At 67.0% G+C, this 20,032-nt stretch carries 20 protein-coding genes; 11 read left to right on the forward strand and 9 right to left on the reverse strand.

The window, feature by feature from the left end; genetic code table 11:
* Window positions 1-28: 28 nt before the first annotated feature.
* On the reverse strand, window positions 29-667 hold the full coding sequence (locus tag K6L26_RS19325; protein WP_019346923.1) for a TetR/AcrR family transcriptional regulator: 639 nt from the start codon (window positions 665-667) through the stop codon (window positions 29-31).
* 43 nt (window positions 668-710) lie between these two features.
* The gene (locus tag K6L26_RS19330) at window positions 711-1,085 is read right to left on the reverse strand and encodes a DUF952 domain-containing protein (RefSeq protein WP_221853431.1); all 375 of its coding nucleotides are present in this window, start codon (window positions 1,083-1,085) and stop codon (window positions 711-713) included.
* Window positions 1,086-1,244: 159 nt separating this feature from the next.
* Here K6L26_RS19330 and K6L26_RS19335 point away from each other — a divergent pair, with 159 nt between their 5' ends.
* Both K6L26_RS19335 and K6L26_RS19340 read left to right on the forward strand, forming a co-directional pair.
* The gene (locus tag K6L26_RS19335) at window positions 1,245-1,436 is read left to right on the forward strand and encodes a DUF7455 domain-containing protein (RefSeq protein WP_036387957.1); all 192 of its coding nucleotides are present in this window, start codon (window positions 1,245-1,247) and stop codon (window positions 1,434-1,436) included.
* 82 nt (window positions 1,437-1,518) lie between these two features.
* Window positions 1,519-2,517 carry a YihY/virulence factor BrkB family protein gene (locus K6L26_RS19340; protein WP_036387958.1) on the forward strand — a complete coding sequence of 333 codons (999 nt, stop codon included), beginning with the start codon at window positions 1,519-1,521 and terminating at the stop codon, window positions 2,515-2,517.
* Here the strand turns inward: K6L26_RS19340 and K6L26_RS19345 are convergent.
* Window positions 2,507-2,743, reverse strand: coding sequence for a DUF3039 domain-containing protein (locus tag K6L26_RS19345; protein ID WP_003880577.1), 237 nt, complete (start codon window positions 2,741-2,743; stop codon window positions 2,507-2,509). The two genes, K6L26_RS19340 and K6L26_RS19345, sit on opposite strands and share 11 nt — an antisense overlap.
* A gap of 104 nt (window positions 2,744-2,847) precedes the next feature.
* Here K6L26_RS19345 and K6L26_RS19350 point away from each other — a divergent pair, with 104 nt between their 5' ends.
* From K6L26_RS19350 to K6L26_RS19360, 3 genes are all read left to right on the forward strand, one after another.
* Entirely contained in the window at window positions 2,848-3,276 is a 429-nt protein-coding gene (locus tag K6L26_RS19350) for a DUF3099 domain-containing protein (protein ID WP_036387961.1), read from the forward strand.
* Window positions 3,277-3,393: 117 nt separating this feature from the next.
* Complete coding sequence (locus K6L26_RS19355) at window positions 3,394-4,383, forward strand: sigma-70 family RNA polymerase sigma factor (protein ID WP_255376491.1); 990 nt, start codon at window positions 3,394-3,396, stop codon at window positions 4,381-4,383.
* Window positions 4,384-4,563: 180 nt separating this feature from the next.
* Window positions 4,564-5,253 carry an iron-dependent transcriptional repressor DtxR gene (locus K6L26_RS19360; RefSeq protein ID WP_019348280.1) on the forward strand — a complete coding sequence of 230 codons (690 nt, stop codon included), beginning with the start codon at window positions 4,564-4,566 and terminating at the stop codon, window positions 5,251-5,253.
* Between the two features lie 5 nt (window positions 5,254-5,258).
* Here K6L26_RS19360 and K6L26_RS19365 read toward each other — a convergent pair whose 3' ends face one another.
* A complete protein-coding gene (locus K6L26_RS19365) occupies window positions 5,259-6,329 on the reverse strand; it encodes a DUF4192 domain-containing protein (RefSeq protein WP_221851213.1) in 1,071 nt (356 codons plus the stop codon).
* A gap of 167 nt (window positions 6,330-6,496) precedes the next feature.
* Here K6L26_RS19365 and sthA point away from each other — a divergent pair, with 167 nt between their 5' ends.
* Window positions 6,497-7,912, forward strand: a complete 1,416-nt coding sequence (gene sthA, locus K6L26_RS19370; RefSeq protein WP_019348282.1) for a Si-specific NAD(P)(+) transhydrogenase — start codon at window positions 6,497-6,499, stop codon at window positions 7,910-7,912.
* On the opposite strand, the gene K6L26_RS19375 is transcribed toward sthA, so the two are convergent.
* On the reverse strand, window positions 7,909-8,715 hold the full coding sequence (locus K6L26_RS19375; RefSeq protein ID WP_234788437.1) for a trypsin-like serine peptidase: 807 nt from the start codon (window positions 8,713-8,715) through the stop codon (window positions 7,909-7,911). The genes sthA and K6L26_RS19375 overlap by 4 nt on opposite strands.
* Before the next feature lie 184 nt (window positions 8,716-8,899).
* Between K6L26_RS19375 and K6L26_RS19380 the strand changes: the two genes are divergently transcribed.
* The 3 genes from K6L26_RS19380 to K6L26_RS19390 are packed head-to-tail and all read left to right on the forward strand — an operon-like array spanning window position 8,900 to window position 11,714.
* Window positions 8,900-9,925 (forward strand): proteasome assembly chaperone family protein, encoded by a 1,026-nt coding sequence (locus K6L26_RS19380; RefSeq protein WP_019348284.1) that lies wholly within the window; start codon window positions 8,900-8,902, stop codon window positions 9,923-9,925.
* Window positions 9,926-9,961: 36 nt separating this feature from the next.
* The gene (locus tag K6L26_RS19385; protein ID WP_076215524.1) at window positions 9,962-10,984 is read left to right on the forward strand and encodes an alpha/beta fold hydrolase; all 1,023 of its coding nucleotides are present in this window, start codon (window positions 9,962-9,964) and stop codon (window positions 10,982-10,984) included.
* A gap of 52 nt (window positions 10,985-11,036) precedes the next feature.
* A complete protein-coding gene (locus K6L26_RS19390; protein ID WP_064894424.1) occupies window positions 11,037-11,714 on the forward strand; it encodes a PhzF family phenazine biosynthesis protein in 678 nt (225 codons plus the stop codon).
* 17 nt (window positions 11,715-11,731) lie between these two features.
* On the opposite strand, the gene nrdR is transcribed toward K6L26_RS19390, so the two are convergent.
* Entirely contained in the window at window positions 11,732-12,187 is a 456-nt protein-coding gene (gene nrdR, locus K6L26_RS19395) for a transcriptional regulator NrdR (protein WP_019348288.1), read from the reverse strand.
* Between the two features lie 164 nt (window positions 12,188-12,351).
* Window positions 12,352-12,846, reverse strand: coding sequence for a LysM peptidoglycan-binding domain-containing protein (locus K6L26_RS19400; RefSeq protein ID WP_221851215.1), 495 nt, complete (start codon window positions 12,844-12,846; stop codon window positions 12,352-12,354).
* A 252-nt stretch (window positions 12,847-13,098) separates the two neighbouring features.
* On the opposite strand from K6L26_RS19400, the gene lexA reads away from it, so the two are divergent.
* Entirely contained in the window at window positions 13,099-13,815 is a 717-nt protein-coding gene (gene lexA, locus K6L26_RS19405; RefSeq protein ID WP_019348290.1) for a transcriptional repressor LexA, read from the forward strand.
* A 59-nt stretch (window positions 13,816-13,874) separates the two neighbouring features.
* Here lexA and K6L26_RS19410 read toward each other — a convergent pair whose 3' ends face one another.
* On the reverse strand, window positions 13,875-16,214 hold the full coding sequence (locus K6L26_RS19410) for an LGFP repeat-containing protein (protein WP_221851216.1): 2,340 nt from the start codon (window positions 16,212-16,214) through the stop codon (window positions 13,875-13,877).
* 179 nt (window positions 16,215-16,393) lie between these two features.
* Entirely contained in the window at window positions 16,394-17,554 is a 1,161-nt protein-coding gene (locus K6L26_RS19415) for an acyl-CoA dehydrogenase family protein (protein ID WP_047038150.1), read from the reverse strand.
* A 101-nt stretch (window positions 17,555-17,655) separates the two neighbouring features.
* On the opposite strand from K6L26_RS19415, the gene K6L26_RS19420 reads away from it, so the two are divergent.
* Complete coding sequence (locus tag K6L26_RS19420; RefSeq protein WP_221851218.1) at window positions 17,656-19,944, forward strand: molybdopterin guanine dinucleotide-containing S/N-oxide reductase; 2,289 nt, start codon at window positions 17,656-17,658, stop codon at window positions 19,942-19,944.
* Window positions 19,945-20,032: the final 88 nt, after the last annotated feature.

Genomic DNA, 20,032 nt, shown 5'->3' on the forward strand with positions numbered 1-20,032 from the left:
AAGCTCCCTTTGGGGAGGCAGGGATCAGTCAGGAACCGAGCAGACGATCGACTCCGCCGACGACGAAACACACCAGGTCGTCGTAGAAGTCGCGGAGTTCGGCCTCATCCAGCTTGCTGCCGTTGCGGCGCCATTCGTCGGCGCGGCTCAGCGCCTGGATGAAGTTCATGATCGAGATGGCCCAGCGCCGTTCGAGGCGGGCCGGGTCCGAATCCGGAAAGGCCCGTTGCACCTGCGCGAAGAGTTCGTCGGGCAGATGCTGCTCGGTTTCGAGCAGCACCGGATGGTTCTCCTGCGATATCTGCGCGATGATCTTGATCCACCGCATGCCCCGGACCCGGTAGCGCAGCAACAGTTTCAGGTACGGCTCGGTCACCGCACGGACGAGGGCGTCCGCGCTCGGCGCAACCGGATCAGCGGCGAGCAGTGCCACGTTGGCCGCGATCTCGTCGCGCACCGGCGTACCGATGTCGGTGAGCACCGCGCTCAGCAGGTCGTCTTTGGAACCGAAGTGGTAATGCACCGAGGCCGCACCGAGGCCGGCCGCAGCATTGACCGCCCGCACCGAGACCGCGTCCACGCCCTGGGCCGCGAACAATCGCTCGGCAGCCTTGACCAGGCGCAGCCGGGTGGCCGCGCCCTGCCGATTCTGGGCCGCGCCGGACACGTGACGAGCATGTCACGCGACGCACCGGCTCTGAGATTGCGGTCTATCCCGACGGCGTGTCGCCGGCCAGCGGCGCGAACCTTCCCTGATCGTCGGGCGGATAGGCAGCGATGGCCGTCACAGCGGACAGCGGCAGCGGACCATAGAGGTGCGGGAACAGCATCGCCTCAGGATCGGTTGGAACTCCCGGCTCCCATCGCACCGGATCTGCCAGCTTCTCCGGGTCGATGTGCAGCAGCACCAGGTCGGAGCGCCCGGCGTAGAGCCGGTTGGCCGGCAGATGCACCTGCTCGGGGGCCGAAAGGTGAACGAAGCCCTGCGCACTGAGCGAGTCCGGGCGATGTTCGCCGCTCCGCTGAGCGCGCGTCCAGTCCTCGGCGCTGCAGAGGTGAACCAGGACACGCGGCGACGGCTGCATACCGTCAGCTTGCCGGTCCAGCAACGCGGCGGCCAAGTGAGACACGACACACCGGTGAACCCTTGGGGAACAAGGCCGGAATCCAAAACGTCTGACAGAGTAGACATACGCAATCGAGGCGCCTTTGCCGAGATGCGCAGAGCAGAAGACGGAGGAGCCATGAACGCAACTCTGACAAGCCCGGAGCTAACCAGAGCCGATCGCTGCGATCGTTGCGGCGCAGCCGCACGTGTGCGCGCGAAGCTGCCCTCAGGGGCCGAGCTGCTCTTCTGCCAGCACCATGCCAACGAGCACGAGGCCAAGCTGGTCGAGCTGGCCGCGGTGTTGGAAACCAGCCCGGCCGAGGTCTAAGGGCTGCTGTCGCGAATCCTTCACGCCCCCGACACCACCCGCCTGGGCAGGAGCACGTTTCGTCAGTAATGCTTGACTGGTCATGACGGGCCAGCCGCTTCCAGTACCACCATCACGCCACCACATCTGGCATATCACTCGACGCACGTTGTCGAAGAGCTGGGACGACTCCATCTTCTCGGAGTCGGCGCAGGCGGCGTTCTGGTGCGCGTTGTCATTGCCTCCCCTACTGCTGGGGATGCTCGGCAGCCTGGCCTACATCGCACCCCTGTTCGGGCCGGACACGCTGCCGACGATCCAGGATCAGCTGATCAACGCGGCGAACAGCTTCTTCTCCCCCAACGTCGTCAACGAGATCATCGAGCCGACGATCCGTGACATCGTCAGGGGTGCCCGCGGCGAGGTGGTGTCGGTGGGCTTCGTGATCTCGTTGTGGGCCGGGTCTTCTGCGGTGTCGGCCTTCGTGGACTCCATCGTGGAGGCCCACGATCAGACGCCGCTGCGTCACCCGGTACGGCAGCGCTTCTATGCGCTGGGCCTCTACGTGGTCATGCTCGTCTTCGCGATCGCCGCGGCGCCACTGCTGGCGCTGGGCCCCCGGGCCGTCTCGGAGCACATCCCCGACAGTTGGGACAACGTGCTGCGCTACGGCTACTACCCGGCGCTGTTCCTGGCGGTGTTCGTCGGCGTGACCATCCTGTACCGGGTCTCGCTGCCTGCCCCCATCCCGACGCACCGACTGGTGCTCGGAGCGGTGCTGGCGACCGTGGTGTTCCTGGTCGCCACCTTCGGGCTGCGGATCTATCTGACCTGGATCACCAGCACCGGCTACACGTACGGCGCACTGGCCACGCCGATCGCCTTTTTGTTGTTCGCGTTCTTCCTGGGTTTTGCCATCATGCTCGGCGCCGAACTGAACGCGGCGATCCAGGAGGAGTGGCCCGCATCCGACACCCATGCCAGGAGACTGCGGGAATGGCTGGAGGTCAAAGCCCTCAACGGCTCCCAAAACGGCGAGGCTCAGGCACCGGTGGATTCTTCACCTGCGCCTGAGCCCGCGGAACCGCCGCCTACTTCTTGAGCTGCTCGTAGATCTTCTTGCAGTCGGGGCACACCGGGGAGCCCGGCTTCGGCGACTTCGTCACCGGAAACACCTCGCCGCACAGCGCCACCACATGCGTGCCCATGACGGCACTTTCGGCGATCTTGTCCTTCTTGACGTAATGAAAGAACTTGGGGCTGTCGTCGTCGGTCCCGTCGTCGACGCGTTCGTCGGTGTCCGGGCGCTCGATGGTCTGGGTCTGCATGTTCCTATTCTGCTCCTCACGTCCGCGGGTTTTATTGTGCCTGGCTGCAGGGCCTAGGGAAATCCACCTGTCACCACTGCGCCCGGGTGTGGAACAGTAGAGGCATGAAACAAAGCCACGAGCTGAGTTTCGACGACGATTTCGGCGACGATTTCGGCAAGGAAGCCCGCCCGGTACTCATCACCAAAGCCGCACCCGCGTACGAAGTGCAGCATCGCCAGCGCGTCCGCAAGTATCTGACGTTGATGGCCTTCCGCATACCGGCGCTCATCCTGGCGGCCGTCGCCTACAACATCTGGCAGAACGGGCTCATCTCGCTCGCGATCATCGTGGCGTCGATACCACTGCCCTGGATGGCGGTGCTGATCGCCAATGACCGTCCCCCGCGCAGCGCCGAGGAACCACGGCGCTATGCCGGCCGCGGCGAGCGGATACCGCTGTTCCCCACCGCGGAGCGCCCGGCGTTACAGAAGGAACCGAACGTGGCACCGCAACCGGAGTCAGCGCGGTCGGGCGAGGATGCTCCCAGCTGAGCGGCTTCTTTAGCCATTCTTAGGACATTCTCAGGTCGGTCCGGAAAAACTGCAGCTCAACGGGCATGAATCTCCAGATCGGCGGGAACTCTCATGGCGTCTACGACGTTGTAGTTCATGACAGTTCGAGCCGATCAGGAGGCCGTCATGGCAAATGCCACCACAAGCCGCGTCGACAGTGATCTGGACGCCCAGAGCCCTGCCGCCGACCTCGTGCGCGTGTATCTGAACGGCATCGGCAAAACGGCGTTGCTCAACGCTGCCGATGAGGTAGAGCTCGCAAAGCGCATCGAAGCAGGCTTGTACGCCCAGCACGTGCTGGACACCAAGAAGCGTCTCGGCGAGAACCGCAAGCGCGATCTGGCCACCGTTGTCCGCGACGGTGAGGCCGCCCGCAGGCACCTGCTGGAAGCCAATCTTCGCCTGGTGGTGTCGCTGGCCAAGCGCTACACCGGCCGCGGCATGCCGCTGCTGGACCTGATCCAGGAAGGCAACCTGGGTCTGATCCGCGCGATGGAGAAGTTCGACTACACCAAGGGCTTCAAGTTCTCCACGTATGCCACGTGGTGGATCCGCCAGGCCATCACCCGCGGAATGGCTGACCAGAGCCGCACCATCCGCCTGCCCGTCCATCTGGTCGAGCAGGTCAACAAGCTGGCCCGGATCAAGCGGGAGATGCATCAGAATCTGGGCCGCGAGGCCACCGACGAAGAACTGGCAGAAGAGTCCGGTATCCCGGTCGAGAAGATCAACGACCTGCTGGAGCACAGCCGCGACCCGGTGAGCCTGGACATGCCGGTGGGCACCGACGAGGAAGCCCCCCTCGGCGACTTCATCGAGGACTCCGAGGCGATGTCGGCCGAGAACGCCGTGATCTCCGAGCTGCTGCACACCGATATCCGCCATGTGCTGGCCACGCTCGACGAGCGCGAGCAACAGGTGATCCGGTTGCGGTTCGGCCTCGACGACGGTCAGCCCCGCACCCTGGACCAGATCGGCAAGCTGTTCGGCCTGTCCCGCGAGCGGGTCCGCCAGATCGAGCGTGAGGTGATGGCCAAGCTCCGCAACGGCGAGCGTGCCGATCGGCTCCGCTCCTACGCCAGCTAGTCCTCCTGCCGATGTGCCCCGCCGGTTTCCGGCGGGGCACATCGCATATACCGCCGCTTGTGGCTCATGGCCTGGGGTTTTCCGCATCGGTGTGAGGTGCCCGACGCCCCGATGTTGCGCCGCAGTTCAAGAGCCGGAAACGGTAGACTGTGCGGTGACGTTTGGGCTGGGAAGGCGCGCATGAACGATCTGGTCGACACCACCGAGATGTACCTGCGGACAATCTACGACCTCGAAGAAGAGGGCGTGGTGCCGCTGCGTGCCCGTATTGCCGAACGGCTTGACCAAAGTGGTCCGACGGTGAGCCAGACGGTGTCGCGAATGGAACGCGACGGGCTGCTGCATGTGGCCGGTGACCGCCACCTGGAACTGACCGACAAGGGCCGAGCCCTGGCGGTCGCCGTGATGCGCAAGCACCGGCTGGCCGAACGGCTGCTGGTCGATGTGATCGGGCTGCCGTGGGAGGACGTCCATGCCGAGGCGTGCCGCTGGGAACACGTCATGAGCGAAGACGTGGAACGGCGCCTGGTCCAGGTGCTCGACAACCCCACCACCTCACCGTTCGGCAACCCCATCCCGGGCCTGTCGGATCTCGGCGTGGGCGCGACCGGCTACGACGACGTGAGCCTGGTCCGGCTGACCGAGCTGCCGGTCGGCCTGCCGGTGGCCGTGGTGGTCCGTCAGCTCACCGAACATGTGCAGGGCGACACCGAACTCATCGGCCGGCTCAAGGACGCCGGTGTCGTACCGAACGCGCGCGTCACCGTCGAGGCAAACGATCACGGCGGCGTGATGATCGTGATCCCCGGGCACGAGCAGGTCGAACTGCCCCACCACATGGCCCACGCCGTTCGCGTCGAGAAGGTCTAGCCACCTCAACCGGCCCTGCGCCCCCACGGCTTTCGCCGCGGCGGCAACTGCACACCGAGCTGGTCAGCCAGCCGGTAGCCAGTGACCGCCAGGTCGCGGATCCGCTCCGGGTGCATCCCCGATTGCAGTGCGGTGTCGAGCATGCTCGCCATCCGGTGTGTGGGCCGCGCCTGCAGCGCCGCATCCAGCGATACCCCGGCCAGTGGCCCATCACCGCGCGCGTAGGCCGAAAAGGCCAGCAGGACAAGCGCTTCGGCGCGCCACGGGTCCGGAAGGGTGCGGGCCAGCAGAGCCCACAATGCTTCGGCCCGTTCGGCATACTCCCCCGCCGCCAGCGCGTAGAGCGTGTCGCGCACCCGCGGGTCGGCCAACCCCACGGCCAGGCGCGCCAACTCGGCGCGGCCGGGCGCCGCGCCCTCGGCGAACTGCAGCGCCGCCGTCATCGCGGCCTCGATGTCGCGGCGTACTTCGGCATCGGGCCGGGTGTCCGGCAACCCGGGCCGCTGTGCCAGGAGCGCCAGACGCCGCTGCATCGAGTCGACGGCAACCGGATCCGGCCGGATCACCGCCAGCAGTTCGTCGCGGCTGGCATAGAGTCTCCGGCCGTCCAGCACTGCGGCAGCCGCCAGCGGCGAGGCGCCCGGATCATCCACCCAGCCCTGTTCGCCACAGTTGTCGGCGCAATGCCAGGACCCGCCGGCGGCCACCTGGTCCACGACGTGGGCGGCATAGAGTTCGATGCCCTCGACGGCGAACGCCTCGTCCAGCACCGACGCCAGGTCCCGGTAGCGGTCATCGCAGGCCCGGCAGTCTCTGCTGTGGTCGTCGACCATCACAGCGATCACCGCGTCCGCCCCGGTCGTGGCCGCGACAGCGACCAGATGCGCGACGCGCTCGGTCATGTCGTCGGCCAGGTCGGCGCGCAGGACGCAGCCCAGCTCCCCCCGGTTGACGGTGACCAGGACGAGGCTGAATTCCGGGACGAACCCGAGGACGGCGGGAAGTGCGGCGATCAGCGCACCGGGGCGGTTGAGATGGAAGTCGAACTCTGACGAAGATGGCGATGGCGTGGTCATGGCCTGACCGTGCCAACCGGCGCCGTCAGGAACCGGCGCCCGAACCCGCCGGCCGCCGGTGCCTGGGGATGGATTCTGCGCTGGGGATAACCCGGTGGCATTTGTTCACCCGGTATTCGGCGTCGGCGTCATGCGCCGGCCGGCAACCCCGCGTAAACAGTTGTGCCATGGGTTCGATGCAGGAGTACGACCTCGTCGTCATCGGTTCCGGTCCCGGCGGTCAACGTGCCGCCATCGCCGCAGCGAAGCTCGGCAAGACCGTCGCAGTGATCGAACGAGGCATGATGCTCGGCGGGGTATGCGTCAACACCGGCACCATCCCGTCCAAGACGCTGCGGGAGGCGGTCGTCTACCTGACCGGCATGAGCCAGCGGGAACTCTACGGCGCAAGCTACCGCGTCAAGGACAAGATCACCCCCGCCGACCTGCTGTCGCGCACCCAGCACGTCATCGGCAAGGAGATCGACGTCGTGCGGTCCCAGCTGATGCGCAACCGCATCGAGCTCTACACCGGGCACGGCCGGTTCTCCGACGAACACACGATCGTCGTCGAGGACCCCACTCGCGCCGAACTCGTCACCGTCCGTGGCCGTTTCATCGTGATCGCCACCGGGACCAAACCGGCCCGGCCTGCCGGGGTGACGTTCGACGAGGCCCGTGTCCTCGATTCCGATGGCATCCTCAACCTCGCGACCCTGCCCACCTCGATGGTGGTGGTCGGCGCGGGCGTCATCGGCATCGAATACGCCTCGATGTTCGCCGCGCTGGGCACCAAGGTCACCGTGGTCGAGAAGCGCGACGACATGCTGGAGTTCTGCGACCCCGAGATCATCGAGTCGCTGCGCTTCCACCTGCGGGACCTCGCGGTGACCTTCCGGTTCGGCGAAGAGGTCACGGGTGTGGACATCGGCACCTCGGGCACCGTGACCACGCTGGCCAGCGGCAAGCAGATACCGGCCGAGACCGTGATGTATTCGGCTGGGCGCCAAGGCCAGACCGATCACCTGGACCTGGCCAACGCCGGCCTGGAAGCCGACGCCCGGGGCCGGATCTACGTCGACGACAACTTCACCACCAAGGTGGACCACATCTATGCGGTGGGCGACGTCATCGGATTCCCGGCGCTGGCCGCCACGTCCATGGAGCAGGGCCGGCTGGCCGCCTACCACGCCTTCGGCGAACCCACCAAGGCAATGATGAGCCTGCAGCCCATCGGCATCTACTCGATCCCCGAGGTGTCGTTCGTCGGTGCCACCGAGGTCGATCTGACCAAGGACTCCATCCCCTACGAGGTCGGGGTGTCGCGGTATCGCGAACTGGCCCGCGGCCAGATCGCCGGGGACTCCTACGGGATGCTCAAACTGCTGGTGTCGACCGAGGATCTACGGGTACTGGGGGTGCACATCTTCGGCACGAACGCGACCGAGATGGTCCACATCGGGCAGGCCGTGATGGGATGCGGCGGCACCGTCGAATACCTCGTCGACGCGGTGTTCAACTATCCGACGTTCTCCGAGGCGTACAAGGTCGCGGCACTGGATGTGATGAACAAGCTGCGCGCGCTCAACCAGTTCCGCTACTAGCAGACCGAATCGAGGGCCGCGGGCGCCGCGTCACCGGGTCCGCCGGCCTCGGCCCGGGCCAGCAACCGGCCGATACGGTCGTCGAAACGCGGCGAGTAGGACACATCGTCGTCGCATCCGCCGCCATCGAGCCCACCGACCAGGCCGGTCACCGTTGACCCGGATACCCACGGCGCGCCGCTGAAACCGTCGGTAAGGCCACCACAGGCAAGGGACGGGAAGCCCTGCGGAGTCCAGGTGGTCGCGCCCCGGCAGGCGAGCGGGCTGCCGCCCTCACCCATGGGGTAGCCGGTCACCGTCACCGCGCTGCCCTGTGCGGGCGCCGTTCCCAAGGCCAGCCCGCCGCCGGCAGCCGCCAGCAGGCTGGCTGCGGACCCGCCGGTGACCCGCACGATCGCATAGTCGGCCTGCGGGTCCTGCTCGGCGATCCAGCGCGGGTCCAGATACGCCGCATCGACGTGCCAGGTCTCACCGCCGCCCTCACCGAACCCGGGAACGAAGGTGGTGTCGACACCGTCGAGCAGGCAGTGTGCCGCCGTGAGGATCAGATCGCCCGACGTGCTGGCCAGGACGGAGCCGCTGCAGGTATGTGTCGTGGTGTCACCGAGGAACAGCGCGCCCACCCGCCGGTCGGGCGATACCGACTCCGCCCCTGCCTGCGACAACGGGCTGACCTCGACCGGTGAACTGGTCGGCGGGACCCCGGACGGGCCCGCTGCCCCAGTGCCGGTTCGGGTGGCCGGCAAGGTGCACGCCGCAGCTGCGGCTGCCGTCATCGCCGCCGCGACTGTGAGCTTCACCATGCGGGTCACCTGCATCATCCGATTTTGCCTGATCGCGGGGATCACTGCCGGAATGCCGGCCCCTCCCCGACGCGTTCGCACGCACAAGCGGGGCGGAACGAACCCGCGGTGCGGGTATGCGAGACACTAGAAGCACGGTGGTAGGCCGTCCCAGCGTCCTACCGCAGCGAGGAGACGAAGCGAGATGACCGACACCAGCGACACCCCCGACCAGCATTACCAGCCCGACCAGAGCGGCATGTACGAGCTTGAGTTCCCGGCTCCGCAGCTGTCGTCTTCGGATGGCCGCGGACCCGTGCTGATCCACGCCCTGGAGGGGTTCTCCGATGCCGGTCACGCGATTCGGCTCGCAGCCGAGCACTTGAAGGACACTCTCGACACCGAGCTGGTGGCGTCGTTCGCGATCGACGAGCTGCTCGACTACCGGTCGCGGCGGCCGTTGATGACGTTCAAGACCGACCACTTCACCAGCTACGACGAACCCGAGCTGAACCTGTATGCGCTGCACGACGCTGCGGGCACGCCGTTCCTACTGCTCGCCGGCCTGGAACCGGACCTGCGGTGGGAGCGGTTCATCACCGCGGTGCGGCTGCTGTCCGAGCAGCTCGGAGTCCGGCGGGTGATCGGGCTGGGCACCATTCCGATGGCGGTGCCGCACACCCGCCCGGTGATGCTCACCGCGCACGCCAACGACAAGGAGCTGATCGCCGACCACACCCCCTGGGTCGGCGAAGTCCAGGTGCCGGCGAGCGTGTCCAACCTGCTCGAGTTCCGGATGGCCCAGCACGGCCACGAAGTGGTCGGTTACACCGTGCACGTCCCCCACTACCTGGCTCAGACGGCCTACCCGCCGGCGGCCGAGGCCCTGCTTGCTGAGGTAGCCCGGACGGGTTCGCTACAGCTGCCGCTCGAGAAACTTTCCGAGGCCGGCGCCGAGGTCTACAGCAAGATCAACGAGCAGGTAGAGGCCAGCGCCGAGGTCGCCCAAGTGGTGACCGGGCTGGAGCGCCAGTACGATGCGTTCGTTGCCGCACAAGAGAATCGGTCCCTGTTGGCGCGTGACGAGGAACTGCCCAGCGGCGACGAGCTGGGAGCCGAGTTCGAACGGTTCCTCGCCCAGCAGGCCGGTGACAAGCACAAGGACGACAGATACCGAGACGGACGGGACGGCTTCGGCGACGGATTCCCGAACGGCGACACCCACTCATAGGGGCCCTATGCCGGGCCGAGAGCGAGGTTGACCAGCATGACCGAGCGCAAATCCCATCTGCGGACCGTCCGCGAGCTCACTCCGACACTCGAGTACCGCACGATCCACGGATACCGGCGGGCCTTCCGGGTGGCCGGATCGGGGCCGGCGATCCTGCTGATCCACGGCATCGGTGACAACTCCACGACCTGGCACACCGTGCAATCGGCGCTGGCCCAACGCTTCACGGTGATCGCACCGGACCTGCTCGGGCACGGCAGTTCCGACAAGCCGCGCGCGGACTATTCGGTGGCCGCCTACGCCAACGGGATGCGCGACCTACTCAGCGTGCTCGACATCGACCGGGTCACGGTCGTCGGGCATTCCCTCGGTGGCGGCGTGGCGATGCAATTCGCCTATCAGTTCCCGCAGTTGGTGGACCGACTCATCCTCGTCGGCGCCGGCGGCGTCACCAAGGATGTCAACATCGCGTTACGGGTCGCGTCGCTGCCGATGGGTAGTGAGGCCCTGGCCCTGCTGCGCCTGCCTCTGGTGCTGCCGACGCTACAGCTGGCCGGCCGCGCCGCGGGCGCGGTGCTGGGTTCGACCGGTCTCGGGCACGACATCCCGGATATGTTGCGCATCCTGGCCGATCTGCCGGAGCCGACGGCGTCCTCGGCATTCGCGCGCACCCTGCGCGCCGTGGTGGACTGGCGCGGCCAGGTCGTCACCATGCTGGATCGCTGTTATTTGACCGAATCTGTTCCCGTGCAACTGATCTGGGGCAGCTCTGATTCGGTGATCCCTGTCAGCCACGCCCGAATGGCCCACGCCGCGATGCCCGGTTCCCAATTGGAGATCTTCCCCGGATCCGGGCATTTTCCGTTCCACGACGACCCGGACCGCTTCGTCGAGGTGGTGGAACGCTTCATCGACACGACCGACCCCTCCGTCTACGACCAGGACCAACTGCGCACCCTGCTGCGCAACGGGCGGACCGAAGCGGCGATGAGCGGGCCGTTCGATACCCAGATCGCGGTGCTCGACGCGATGGACGCCGACGAGCGCAGCGCCACCTGACCTTCCTCCGGGGCGCGCCCGGGATGCGCGGACTGCGACGTAGCATCGGTTTATGGCCATCGACGTCACCGTGTTACGCGTGTTCACCGACTCCGAAGGCAAGTACGGCAATCCACTCGGCGTGGTGGACAACAGCACGGTCGCACCCGACGACCGGCAACGTATCGCCACCGAATTGGGTTACAGCGAAACCGTATTCGTCGACCTGCCGCAGCCCGGCGGCAACTCGGCCGGCGTTCACATCTTCACCCCGGCCGCCGAACTGCCGTTCGCGGGGCATCCGACGGTCGGGGTGTCGTGGTGGCTGCGAGAGTTGGGCCTGCCGGTCCACACCCTGCGGGTACCGGCAGGGACCCTTCCGGTCGAGTACGAGGACGATCAAGCGATCGTGAACGCCCGCTCGGAATGGGCACCGGAATTTGCCATCTACGATCTGGCCTCGGTGGAGGAGGTTCTTGCCGCCGACCCCGACGATTTCGACGATGCCTACCTGTGGGCCTGGATCGATGAGGCGAGCGGCACGTTGCGCTCCCGGTCATTCGCCTCGCACTTGGGAATTCCCGAAGACGAGGCCACCGGGGCGGCTGCGGTACGGATGACCGACTATCTCAGCCGAGACCTGACGATCATCCAGGGCAAGGGTTCGGTGATCGAGACCCGCTGGAATCCGGAGGGCTGGGTCCGCCTGGCCGGCCGCGTGGTCAACGACGGCAGCTCCCGGCTGGACTGAGCTCCGACTGGGGCGGACTACGCCTCGGCTCGGTGGGCGCGCAGCGCTTCGATCTCGCGCTCGAAATCCTCGGCCGACGAGAACGACCGGTACACCGAGGCGAACCTCAGGTAGGCGACCTCATCCAGTTCGCGCAGCGGACCGAGAATCGCCAAGCCGACCTCGTGGCTGGGGATCTCCGGTGTGCCGAGCCCCCGCACAGCGTCCTCGACCTTCTGAGCCAAGACGTTGAGGGCGTCGTCATCGACCTGCCTGCCCTGACAGGACCGGCGTACCCCACGAATGACTTTCTCGCGACTGAACGGCTCGGTCACCCCGCTGCGCTTCACCACGGCCAGCACGGCGGTCTCCACGGTGGTGAATCGACGTCCGCACTCGGGGCACGACCGCCGGCGCCGGATGGCCTGCCCTTCATCGGTCTCACGTGAATCGACCACACGCGAATCGGGGTGACGGCAGAACGGACAGTGCATTACCGCTCCTTCGTCATGCCGCCGGACAACTAGTTCGAGCGCTCTTGAGCGTACCCGCGTTGCCCGCGGCAGATTCACCGCCGGGTCCAGTGGTGCGTAGGAGCTCATCGCGACGCCGACCAGTGTGGCTGGCAGCCAGGACGATTCAGCGGACATCACACTGCTCAGCCAACCGGGGCCAGCAGCGTCTGCCCGGCGTCCAGCGCCGCTGAGTCGAGCTGGTTGAGATCGCGGATCTGCTCGACGACCCGGGCTACCGGTGCGTCGGGGGCAACGCGCCGGGCCACCTGCTGCAGCGTCTCCCCCGACTTCACCTGAACCACCGCGAGTTCGGTCGGCGTCGTGCCGGACTCCGTGCCCATCACACCGCCGAGTTGGGCCACCAGACCCAGCCAGACCGTGATGCCGGCCGCCACCAATGCCAACAGGACGGTTGTCATGGGCGTGATGGGCCGGCTGCGATGAGAGGCCCGGGACATCAGCACACCGGTGCCGCGGTAACGAACCGAGCCGCCGGCGGGACGCGTGGACGACGGCCGCCGAACCCGGCGCAACGGCCTGGGGGCGCCGCTGCCGAACTGGGCGCGGGGCGACTGCGACCGCGGCGTGGCCCGAACAGCGCGGGAACGGCTATCGGCGGGGATATCGATGATCGCCATCTGACTGCCTTTCGGTGAGACGTTTCGCTCTTGTGTTCGAACATAGTCGCTCAAGTGTTCGATGGATAGAACATGTGATCGAACTGTTGCCAAACGATAGAGCAGGGCACCGACAAGTTCGGGCCGAACGGTCCCGCGTACCGACACATCCCGCACATCCAGACCCAGCATGCGGCCGACCTGCGGACACACCCGCAACACGCGTCGAACACATGTTTGATTAATGTTCGAACAGCGACTACATTCGGCCTCATGAGCGACGACCGCAGCAGGGACGGCAGCACCGACACCCCGGCCGAATCGGACGCGGGCCCACGCCGGGCCGATGGGGGCCTCACCGACCGGCAACGGACCATTCTCGACGTGATCCGCGCGTCGGTGACCAGTCGCGGCTACCCGCCCAGCATCCGCGAGATCGGCGATGCGGTCGGCCTCACCTCGACCTCGTCGGTCGCCCATCAGTTGCGCACCCTGGAACGCAAGGGCTATCTGCGACGCGACCCCAACCGGCCGCGCGCGGTCGACGTGCGTGGCGCGGATGATCCGGCGGCCGCAGTGGTGTCGACCGACGTGGCGGGTTCCGACTCACTGCCCGAGCCCACCTTCGTCCCGGTGCTCGGACGCATCGCCGCAGGCGGCCCCATCCTGGCCGAGCAGGCCGTCGAGGATGTCTTCCCACTGCCCCGCGAGCTGGTCGGTGAGGGCTCGCTCTTCCTGCTCAAGGTCGTCGGAGACTCGATGGTCGATGCGGCCATCTGCGATGGCGACTGGGTGGTGGTGCGCCAGCAGAGCGTGGCCGACAACGGTGACATCGTGGCCGCGATGATCGACGGCGAAGCCACCGTCAAGACGTTCAAGCGGACGCGCGGTCAGGTCTGGCTGATGCCGCACAATCCGGCATACGACCCGATCCCCGGTAACGACGCAGCCGTGCTCGGCAAGGTCGTCACCGTGATTCGCAAGATCTGACGGGCCGCCGACCAGGAGGGCCCGGCCCGCCGTGCGGCCGGGCCCTCCTGGTCGGCGGTTCAGTCCGTTCGCACGAAGCCGTTGGTGCGCGCGAATTCCTCACTGGCGAACCAGATCTCGGCCACCGCATCGTCATATTCGCTGCTGTCGGGTGCCCAGTACCGGCCGGTCTTGGTATCGGCCTTGATCGGGTAGCCCTCCGGTGCGCGGTTCGGGTCGTCCAGCGGTAGGTGTATCGCCGTGGCGGTGGGGATCTCGTCGAGTTCGATGGCGGCATGGCGCCCACTGTGGGTCTCGCTGCTGTAGGCCTCGGCCTCGCTGCTGTAGGCCTCGGCCTCGCTGATCACCCGGGTAGGCGCGGTGTCCACGTTGTCCTGGTCGGTCGGCGCGGCCAGATCGCTCGGCACAGCCAGGCCGCTCAGCGGTGAGAAGCCCTGCGGCCCTCGCGCGCCGCCAGTTGCCCCTGCGAACGCCCCGGTGTCAACAGTGTCGTCTACGAGTTCCGCTTCGATCTCGCCGTCGGTGTCGTCACCCTCGGCCACTTCCTCGAAGTCGGCGTCGATGGGCGAGTCGAGATCCTCATCCTCGAAGTCGTCATCCTCGAAGTCGTCGTCCTCATAGTCGTCATCGTCATAGTCGTCCTCGAAGCCGCGCGACCCGACCAGCTGCGAGGAATCCTCCGGCGGTTCCTCCTCTTCGCCGGGCACCCCGTAGCCGCTGGAGGATCCGCGGGGCGCGGCCCACTGGCTGACCGGCATCGCGATATCGGTGGGGCCGTCGTACGGTGACGCCGCGCCGCTCGCCAAGCCTTCACCCGGCCCGGCGAATCGCGTCGTGGTGGCTTCGCCGGCACCATAGGCGGTGTTCGGCGCGTAGCCGCTGGGTGCATCGGCACCGTGATCGTCCACGTACTCGTCGCGGTCGTAGCCCCGGGAGTCGTAGCGCTCCTCGTCGTAGCGACCGTCGTCGTAATGCGGTTCACCGCCTACGTCGTCATAGTCGTCGTCGAACGGGTCGTGATCGAAGTCGTCATCGGCGCCGCCCCGGCGGCGATGCCACAGCGCCGCCCCCACGATCAGCCCGGCCAGCAACAGCACCGGGATCACCGCGATCAGCCACCACCAGCTCCAATGCCAGGAGAACGGCTTGCCGGTATCCGGAGCCGACGGCTGCGGACCACCCGCATGAGGTTGATCGACGCCCGGAATCTGCAGCCCGCTCAGCTCTGAGGCGAGTTTCGACGGCTCAGTGGTGAACTTGTTGGCATCGCGATCCCACGAGATCGCTCCCCCGCTGAATCGCTGCGTGATGACCGAGCCGTCTTCGGTCTGATCGGCCATGGGAGCGCCGAGCGAGCCCTTGGCACCGCCGAGCTTGTCCCAGGCCGCGTTCATGGCTCCTCGGACGATGACCGCGCCGTAGTCGGGAGTCCAGAAGATCACGGGGTTGTCGGCCGCCGCGAAGGTGCTGATGCGGCTGTTCGGGCCCAGCCCGCCTTCGGACTCGCTGGTGGTCGGGAAGCCCAGATCGCCTTCCGGACCGCCGACGCTCTCGTACTTCTCCAGCAGCTGGCCGGTGATCGCGTTGGCTCCGGTGGCTGGGCTGTAGAAGATCTTGCCGCCTGCGTAGTTCTGTCCCACCCCGTCGGCGCCGATCGGGTACTGGTCGCCCTCCTTGGCTCCCAGCGGACCCATCGGGCCGCCCGCCGCACGTCGGGCCGCCCCGATCGCCGCGGCGGCATCCGACGGCACGTCCAGACCGGCCAACTGCTCGGCCAGCTCCGCCGGCACCGTGGTGAATGCTTTGGTCTTGCGGTTCCAGGAGATCTCACCGCCGGTGAACTTCTGAGTGCTCACATCACCGTCGAACGACTCGTCCTCAGCGGGAACCCCGAGCACGCCCGCCGAACCGCCGAGCTTGTCCCACGCGGCATTGATCGCACCCCGGACGACGCGGGCGCCGGTGGCGGGGGTCCAGAAGATGACGGGATTGTCAGGCGCGCTCAACGTCGAGTTGCGGCTGTCGGCGGCACGCCCGGCGCCCTCGTCGATGGTCGGGAAGCCCAAATCTCCGTCTGCGGCGCCGCCGAGCGACTCGTACTTCTCCAAGATGGCGCCCTGCATGAAATGGGCGCCGGTCGCCGGGGTGAAGAACATCTTGCCCCCGGCGAAGTTCTGCGCGAAGCCCGCCCCGACCGCGTAGACGCTGCCTTGGCGTGGGCCCAGCGGGCCGCCGTCACCGCCGCTGGCCTCCCAGGCGGCGGTGACCGCCGCATCGGCATCCGACTCCGGGGTGGCCGACGCCACCACCGGCCCCATCAAAGCAGCGACCACGAGTGCGAGCAGGCCGACCGCCAACCGCCACACGGTCGCGTCCAGCCTCGCTCCAGGCCTAGTCATGCGTTCTCCCCGCTCGTTCGGCAAAGTTTCCTCAGAAATGTCCCGCCCCGACAACTTTGCTTCAGCAGGTGACGATAACCAAGGAACGTGGCCGATCATGGCCAAAAAAGCCCCAATATCTGGGTCTGGAGACCCAGATTTGGACTCCTCGGGACGTCACACGGGGTGATTCTGCCTCATCAGACCCCCAGACTGCGTCCGATGATCTCCTTCATGATCTCGGTGGTACCGCCGTAAATGGTCTGCACACGGGCATCCAGGTAGGCCCGCGCGACGGGGTACTCACGCATGTAGCCATAGCCGCCGTGCAGCTGCAGACACCGGTCGATGAGTTCGACCTGCTTTTCGGTGGAATACCACTTGGCCATCGCGGCCTGCTCCACGGTGAGCTTCTCATCGAGGTGCAACCGGATGAACTCGTCGACCATCATCCGAACCACAGTGGCCTCGGTGGCGAGCTCGGCGAGCAGGAACCGGCTGTTCTGGAAGCTGCCGATGGGCTTGCCGAACGCCTTGCGCTCCTTGGTGTACTGCACCGTCTGCTCCAGCACCGCCTCCATCGCGGCGGCGGCCATGATGGCGATCGAGATGCGCTCCTGCGGCAGGTTCTGCATCAGATAGACGAAGCCCTGGCCCTCCTCGCCGAGCAGGTTCTCGACGGGCACCTTGACGTCGGTGAACGACAGTTCGGCGGTGTCCTGGGCGTCCAGGCCGATCTTGTCGAGGTGGCGGCCCCGCTCGAAGCCCGCCATGCCGCGCTCCACCACCAGCAGGGAGAAACCCAGGGCGCCCTTCTCCGGGTCGGTCTGGGCCACCACGATCACCAGATCGGAGTGGATGCCGTTGGTGATGAAGGTCTTCGACCCGTTGAGCACGTAGTGGTCGCCGTCGCGGACCGCACGGGTCTTGATGCCCTGCAGGTCGCTGCCGGTACCGGGTTCGGTCATTGCGATCGCCGTGATCAATTCGCCCGTACAGAATTTCGGCAGCCAGCGCTGCTTCTGCTCCTCGTTGGCCAGCCGCAGCAGATACGGCGCGACGACGTCGTTGTGCAGGCTGAAACCGATGCCGCTGTAGCGGCCGGCAACCGTCTCCTCGCAGACGATGGTGTTGTAGCGGAAGTCGTCGTTACCGCCGCCGCCGTACTCCTCGGGCACGGCCATCCCGAGAAAGCCCTGTTTACCGGCCTCGAGCCAGACCCCGCGGTCGACGATCTTGTCCTTCTCCCACTGATCGTGGAATGGCGCGACGTGCTTGTCCAGGAATGCCCGGTACGACTCCCGGAACAACTCATGCTCGGGCTCGAACAAGGTGCGCTCGTACTTCACAGCACTGCCCATGGTGTGACCTCCGGTACTGGTTACGGATTTGGGGCCAACCTATACCAACCGGGTGGTTGGTCAGCCGTGGGGAGGGGTCCACTCGCCCGTAAACTCGGGCCATGCCCCAGTCGCCCACGAGCCTCGCGCATTGGGGCGCCTTCACCGCGGACGTCGCCGACGGTGACATCGCTTCCGTCAGACCGCTGATGGGCGACGCGGACCCGTCGCCGTTGCTCGGCAACCTGGCCGGCTCGATCCGCCACCGCTCGCGCGTGGCCGGCCCGGTGGTGCGTCGCGGCTGGCTGCGCGACGGACCCGGGCCCAGTACCGAGCGGGGCGCTGACGAGTACGTCTCGGTGTCCTGGGATGAGCTCACCGCGTTGCTCGCCGATGAGCTACGCCGGGTAGTCGATACCCACGGCAACGAGGCGATCTACGGCGGCTCCTACGGCTGGGCCAGCGCCGGACGCTTTCACCATGCCCAGAGCCAAGTGCATCGTTTCCTGAAAATGCTTGGCGGCTATACGTTTTCCCGCCACTCCTACAGCTTGGGCGCCACCGGGGTGATCATGCCGAGGGTGGTCGGTACCCACGACGATCTGTTCAAGCGCTCCACGGACTGGGACGTGATAGCCGAATCGACCGATCTGCTGGTGTGTTTCGGCGGTGTCGCGTTGAAGAACACCGGCATCAATCACGGGGGCACCACGGCACATCCGGCGCGCGATGCGCTGCACCGGTTACGTGACCGGGGCGGCCGGATCGTGTCGTTCAGCCCACTGCGCGACGACGTCGACGGCGATTGCCAGTGGCTGGCACCGATTCCCGGCACCGATGTGGCGGTGATGCTCGCGCTGGCTTACGTTCTGGCCACCGAGGGCCTGGCCGATCTCGACTTCCTCGATACGTACTGCACGGGTTATCGCCGGTTCGAGCGCTACCTCCTGGGCCGTGACGACGGCGTCGCCAAGAGCCCCCTGTGGGCATCGGCGCTCAGCGGCCTGCCTGCCGCAGAGCTCACCGCCCTGGCCCGTCGCATGGCGGCCTCCCGAACCCTGGTCACCGTCAGCTGGTCTCTGCAACGGGTCCTCCACGGCGAGCAAGCACCGTGGATGGGGCTCACGCTCGCGGCCATGTTGGGTCAGATCGGGCTCCCCGGAGGAGGTTTCGGCCACGGCTACGGGTCGATGAACGAGCCGGGGTTGCCTCCGCTGCGCTGCGGCCTGCCCGCTCTGCCGCAGGGCCTCAACCCGGTGCAGACCTTCATCCCGGTCGCGGCCGTCACCGACATGCTGCTGCACCCGGGGCAACCGTTCGATTACAACGGCATGCGACTGACCTACCCCGACATCAAGTGTGTGTACTGGGCCGGCGGTAACCCGTTCCACCACCACCAGAACCTGCCCCGACTGCGTCGAGCCCTGTCGCGGGTGGACACCGTCGTGGTGCACGACCCGTACTGGACGGCGATGGCCAAGCACGCCGACATCGTCGTGCCCTCGACCACCGCCTATGAACGCGAGGACTATTCGGGATCCCGTAACGACCCGCTGCTGGTCGCGATGCCCGCACTGGCGCCGCCGTATGCCGACTCCCGCGACGACTACACCACGTTCTCGGCGCTGGCCGAGCGCCTCGGCTTCGGCGAGCAGTTCACCGAAGGCCGCACAGCCCGGCAGTGGCTGGTCCACATGTATGAGAAGTGGTCGGCCGGACTGGATTTCGAGGTGCCCGGGTTCGACGAGTTCTGGGCCGCAGGCCATCTGCGCCTGCCTACCGAGCCGGGGCTGACGCTGCTGGCCGATTTCCGGTCCGACCCCGCCGGACACCGCTTGGGCACCCCGAGCGGCCGCATCGAGATCTTCTCGCACACCATCGACGGGTTCGGCTACGACGACTGCGCGGGCCATCCCCGGTGGTTCGAGCCGACGGAATGGCTGGGCGGCCCGCGGGCGACCCGGTTTCCGTTACACCTGCTGGCCAATCAGCCGGCCGCCCGCCTGCACAGCCAACTCGACGGCGGCGCCACCAGCCGAGCCTCAAAAGTTCAAGGGCGTGAACCGATCCGGATACATCCCGACGACGCCACGGCGCGCGGGCTCGCCGATGGCGACGTGGTGCGGGTGTTCAACGACCGCGGGGCCTGCCTGGCCGGAGTGGTGATCGACGATCGGTTGCGCCCCGCGGTGGTTCAACTGTCGACCGGGGCGTGGTTCGATCCGGCTGACCCGACCGATCCCGATTCGATGTGTGTGCACGGCAATCCCAACGTGCTCACCGAGGATGTCGGCACCTCCTCACTGGCGCAGGGCTGCACCGGCGCGCACGTGCTGGTGGAGATCGAGAAGTTCGATGACGCGCTTCCGCCGGTGCGGGCACACGAACCCCCGGTGATCCGGACCCGCTGAACCCGTTGGGCCGCCGGCACTTCGACTGTTTCCCGGTCACGACGGCGCACCGGTGCAAAGATCCCCTCAGCGCTGACAGCGGCGTCAG

Origin of the sequence: Mycobacterium farcinogenes, assembly GCF_019739075.1 — a bacterium.
Lineage (GTDB): Bacteria > Actinomycetota > Actinomycetes > Mycobacteriales > Mycobacteriaceae > Mycobacterium > Mycobacterium senegalense.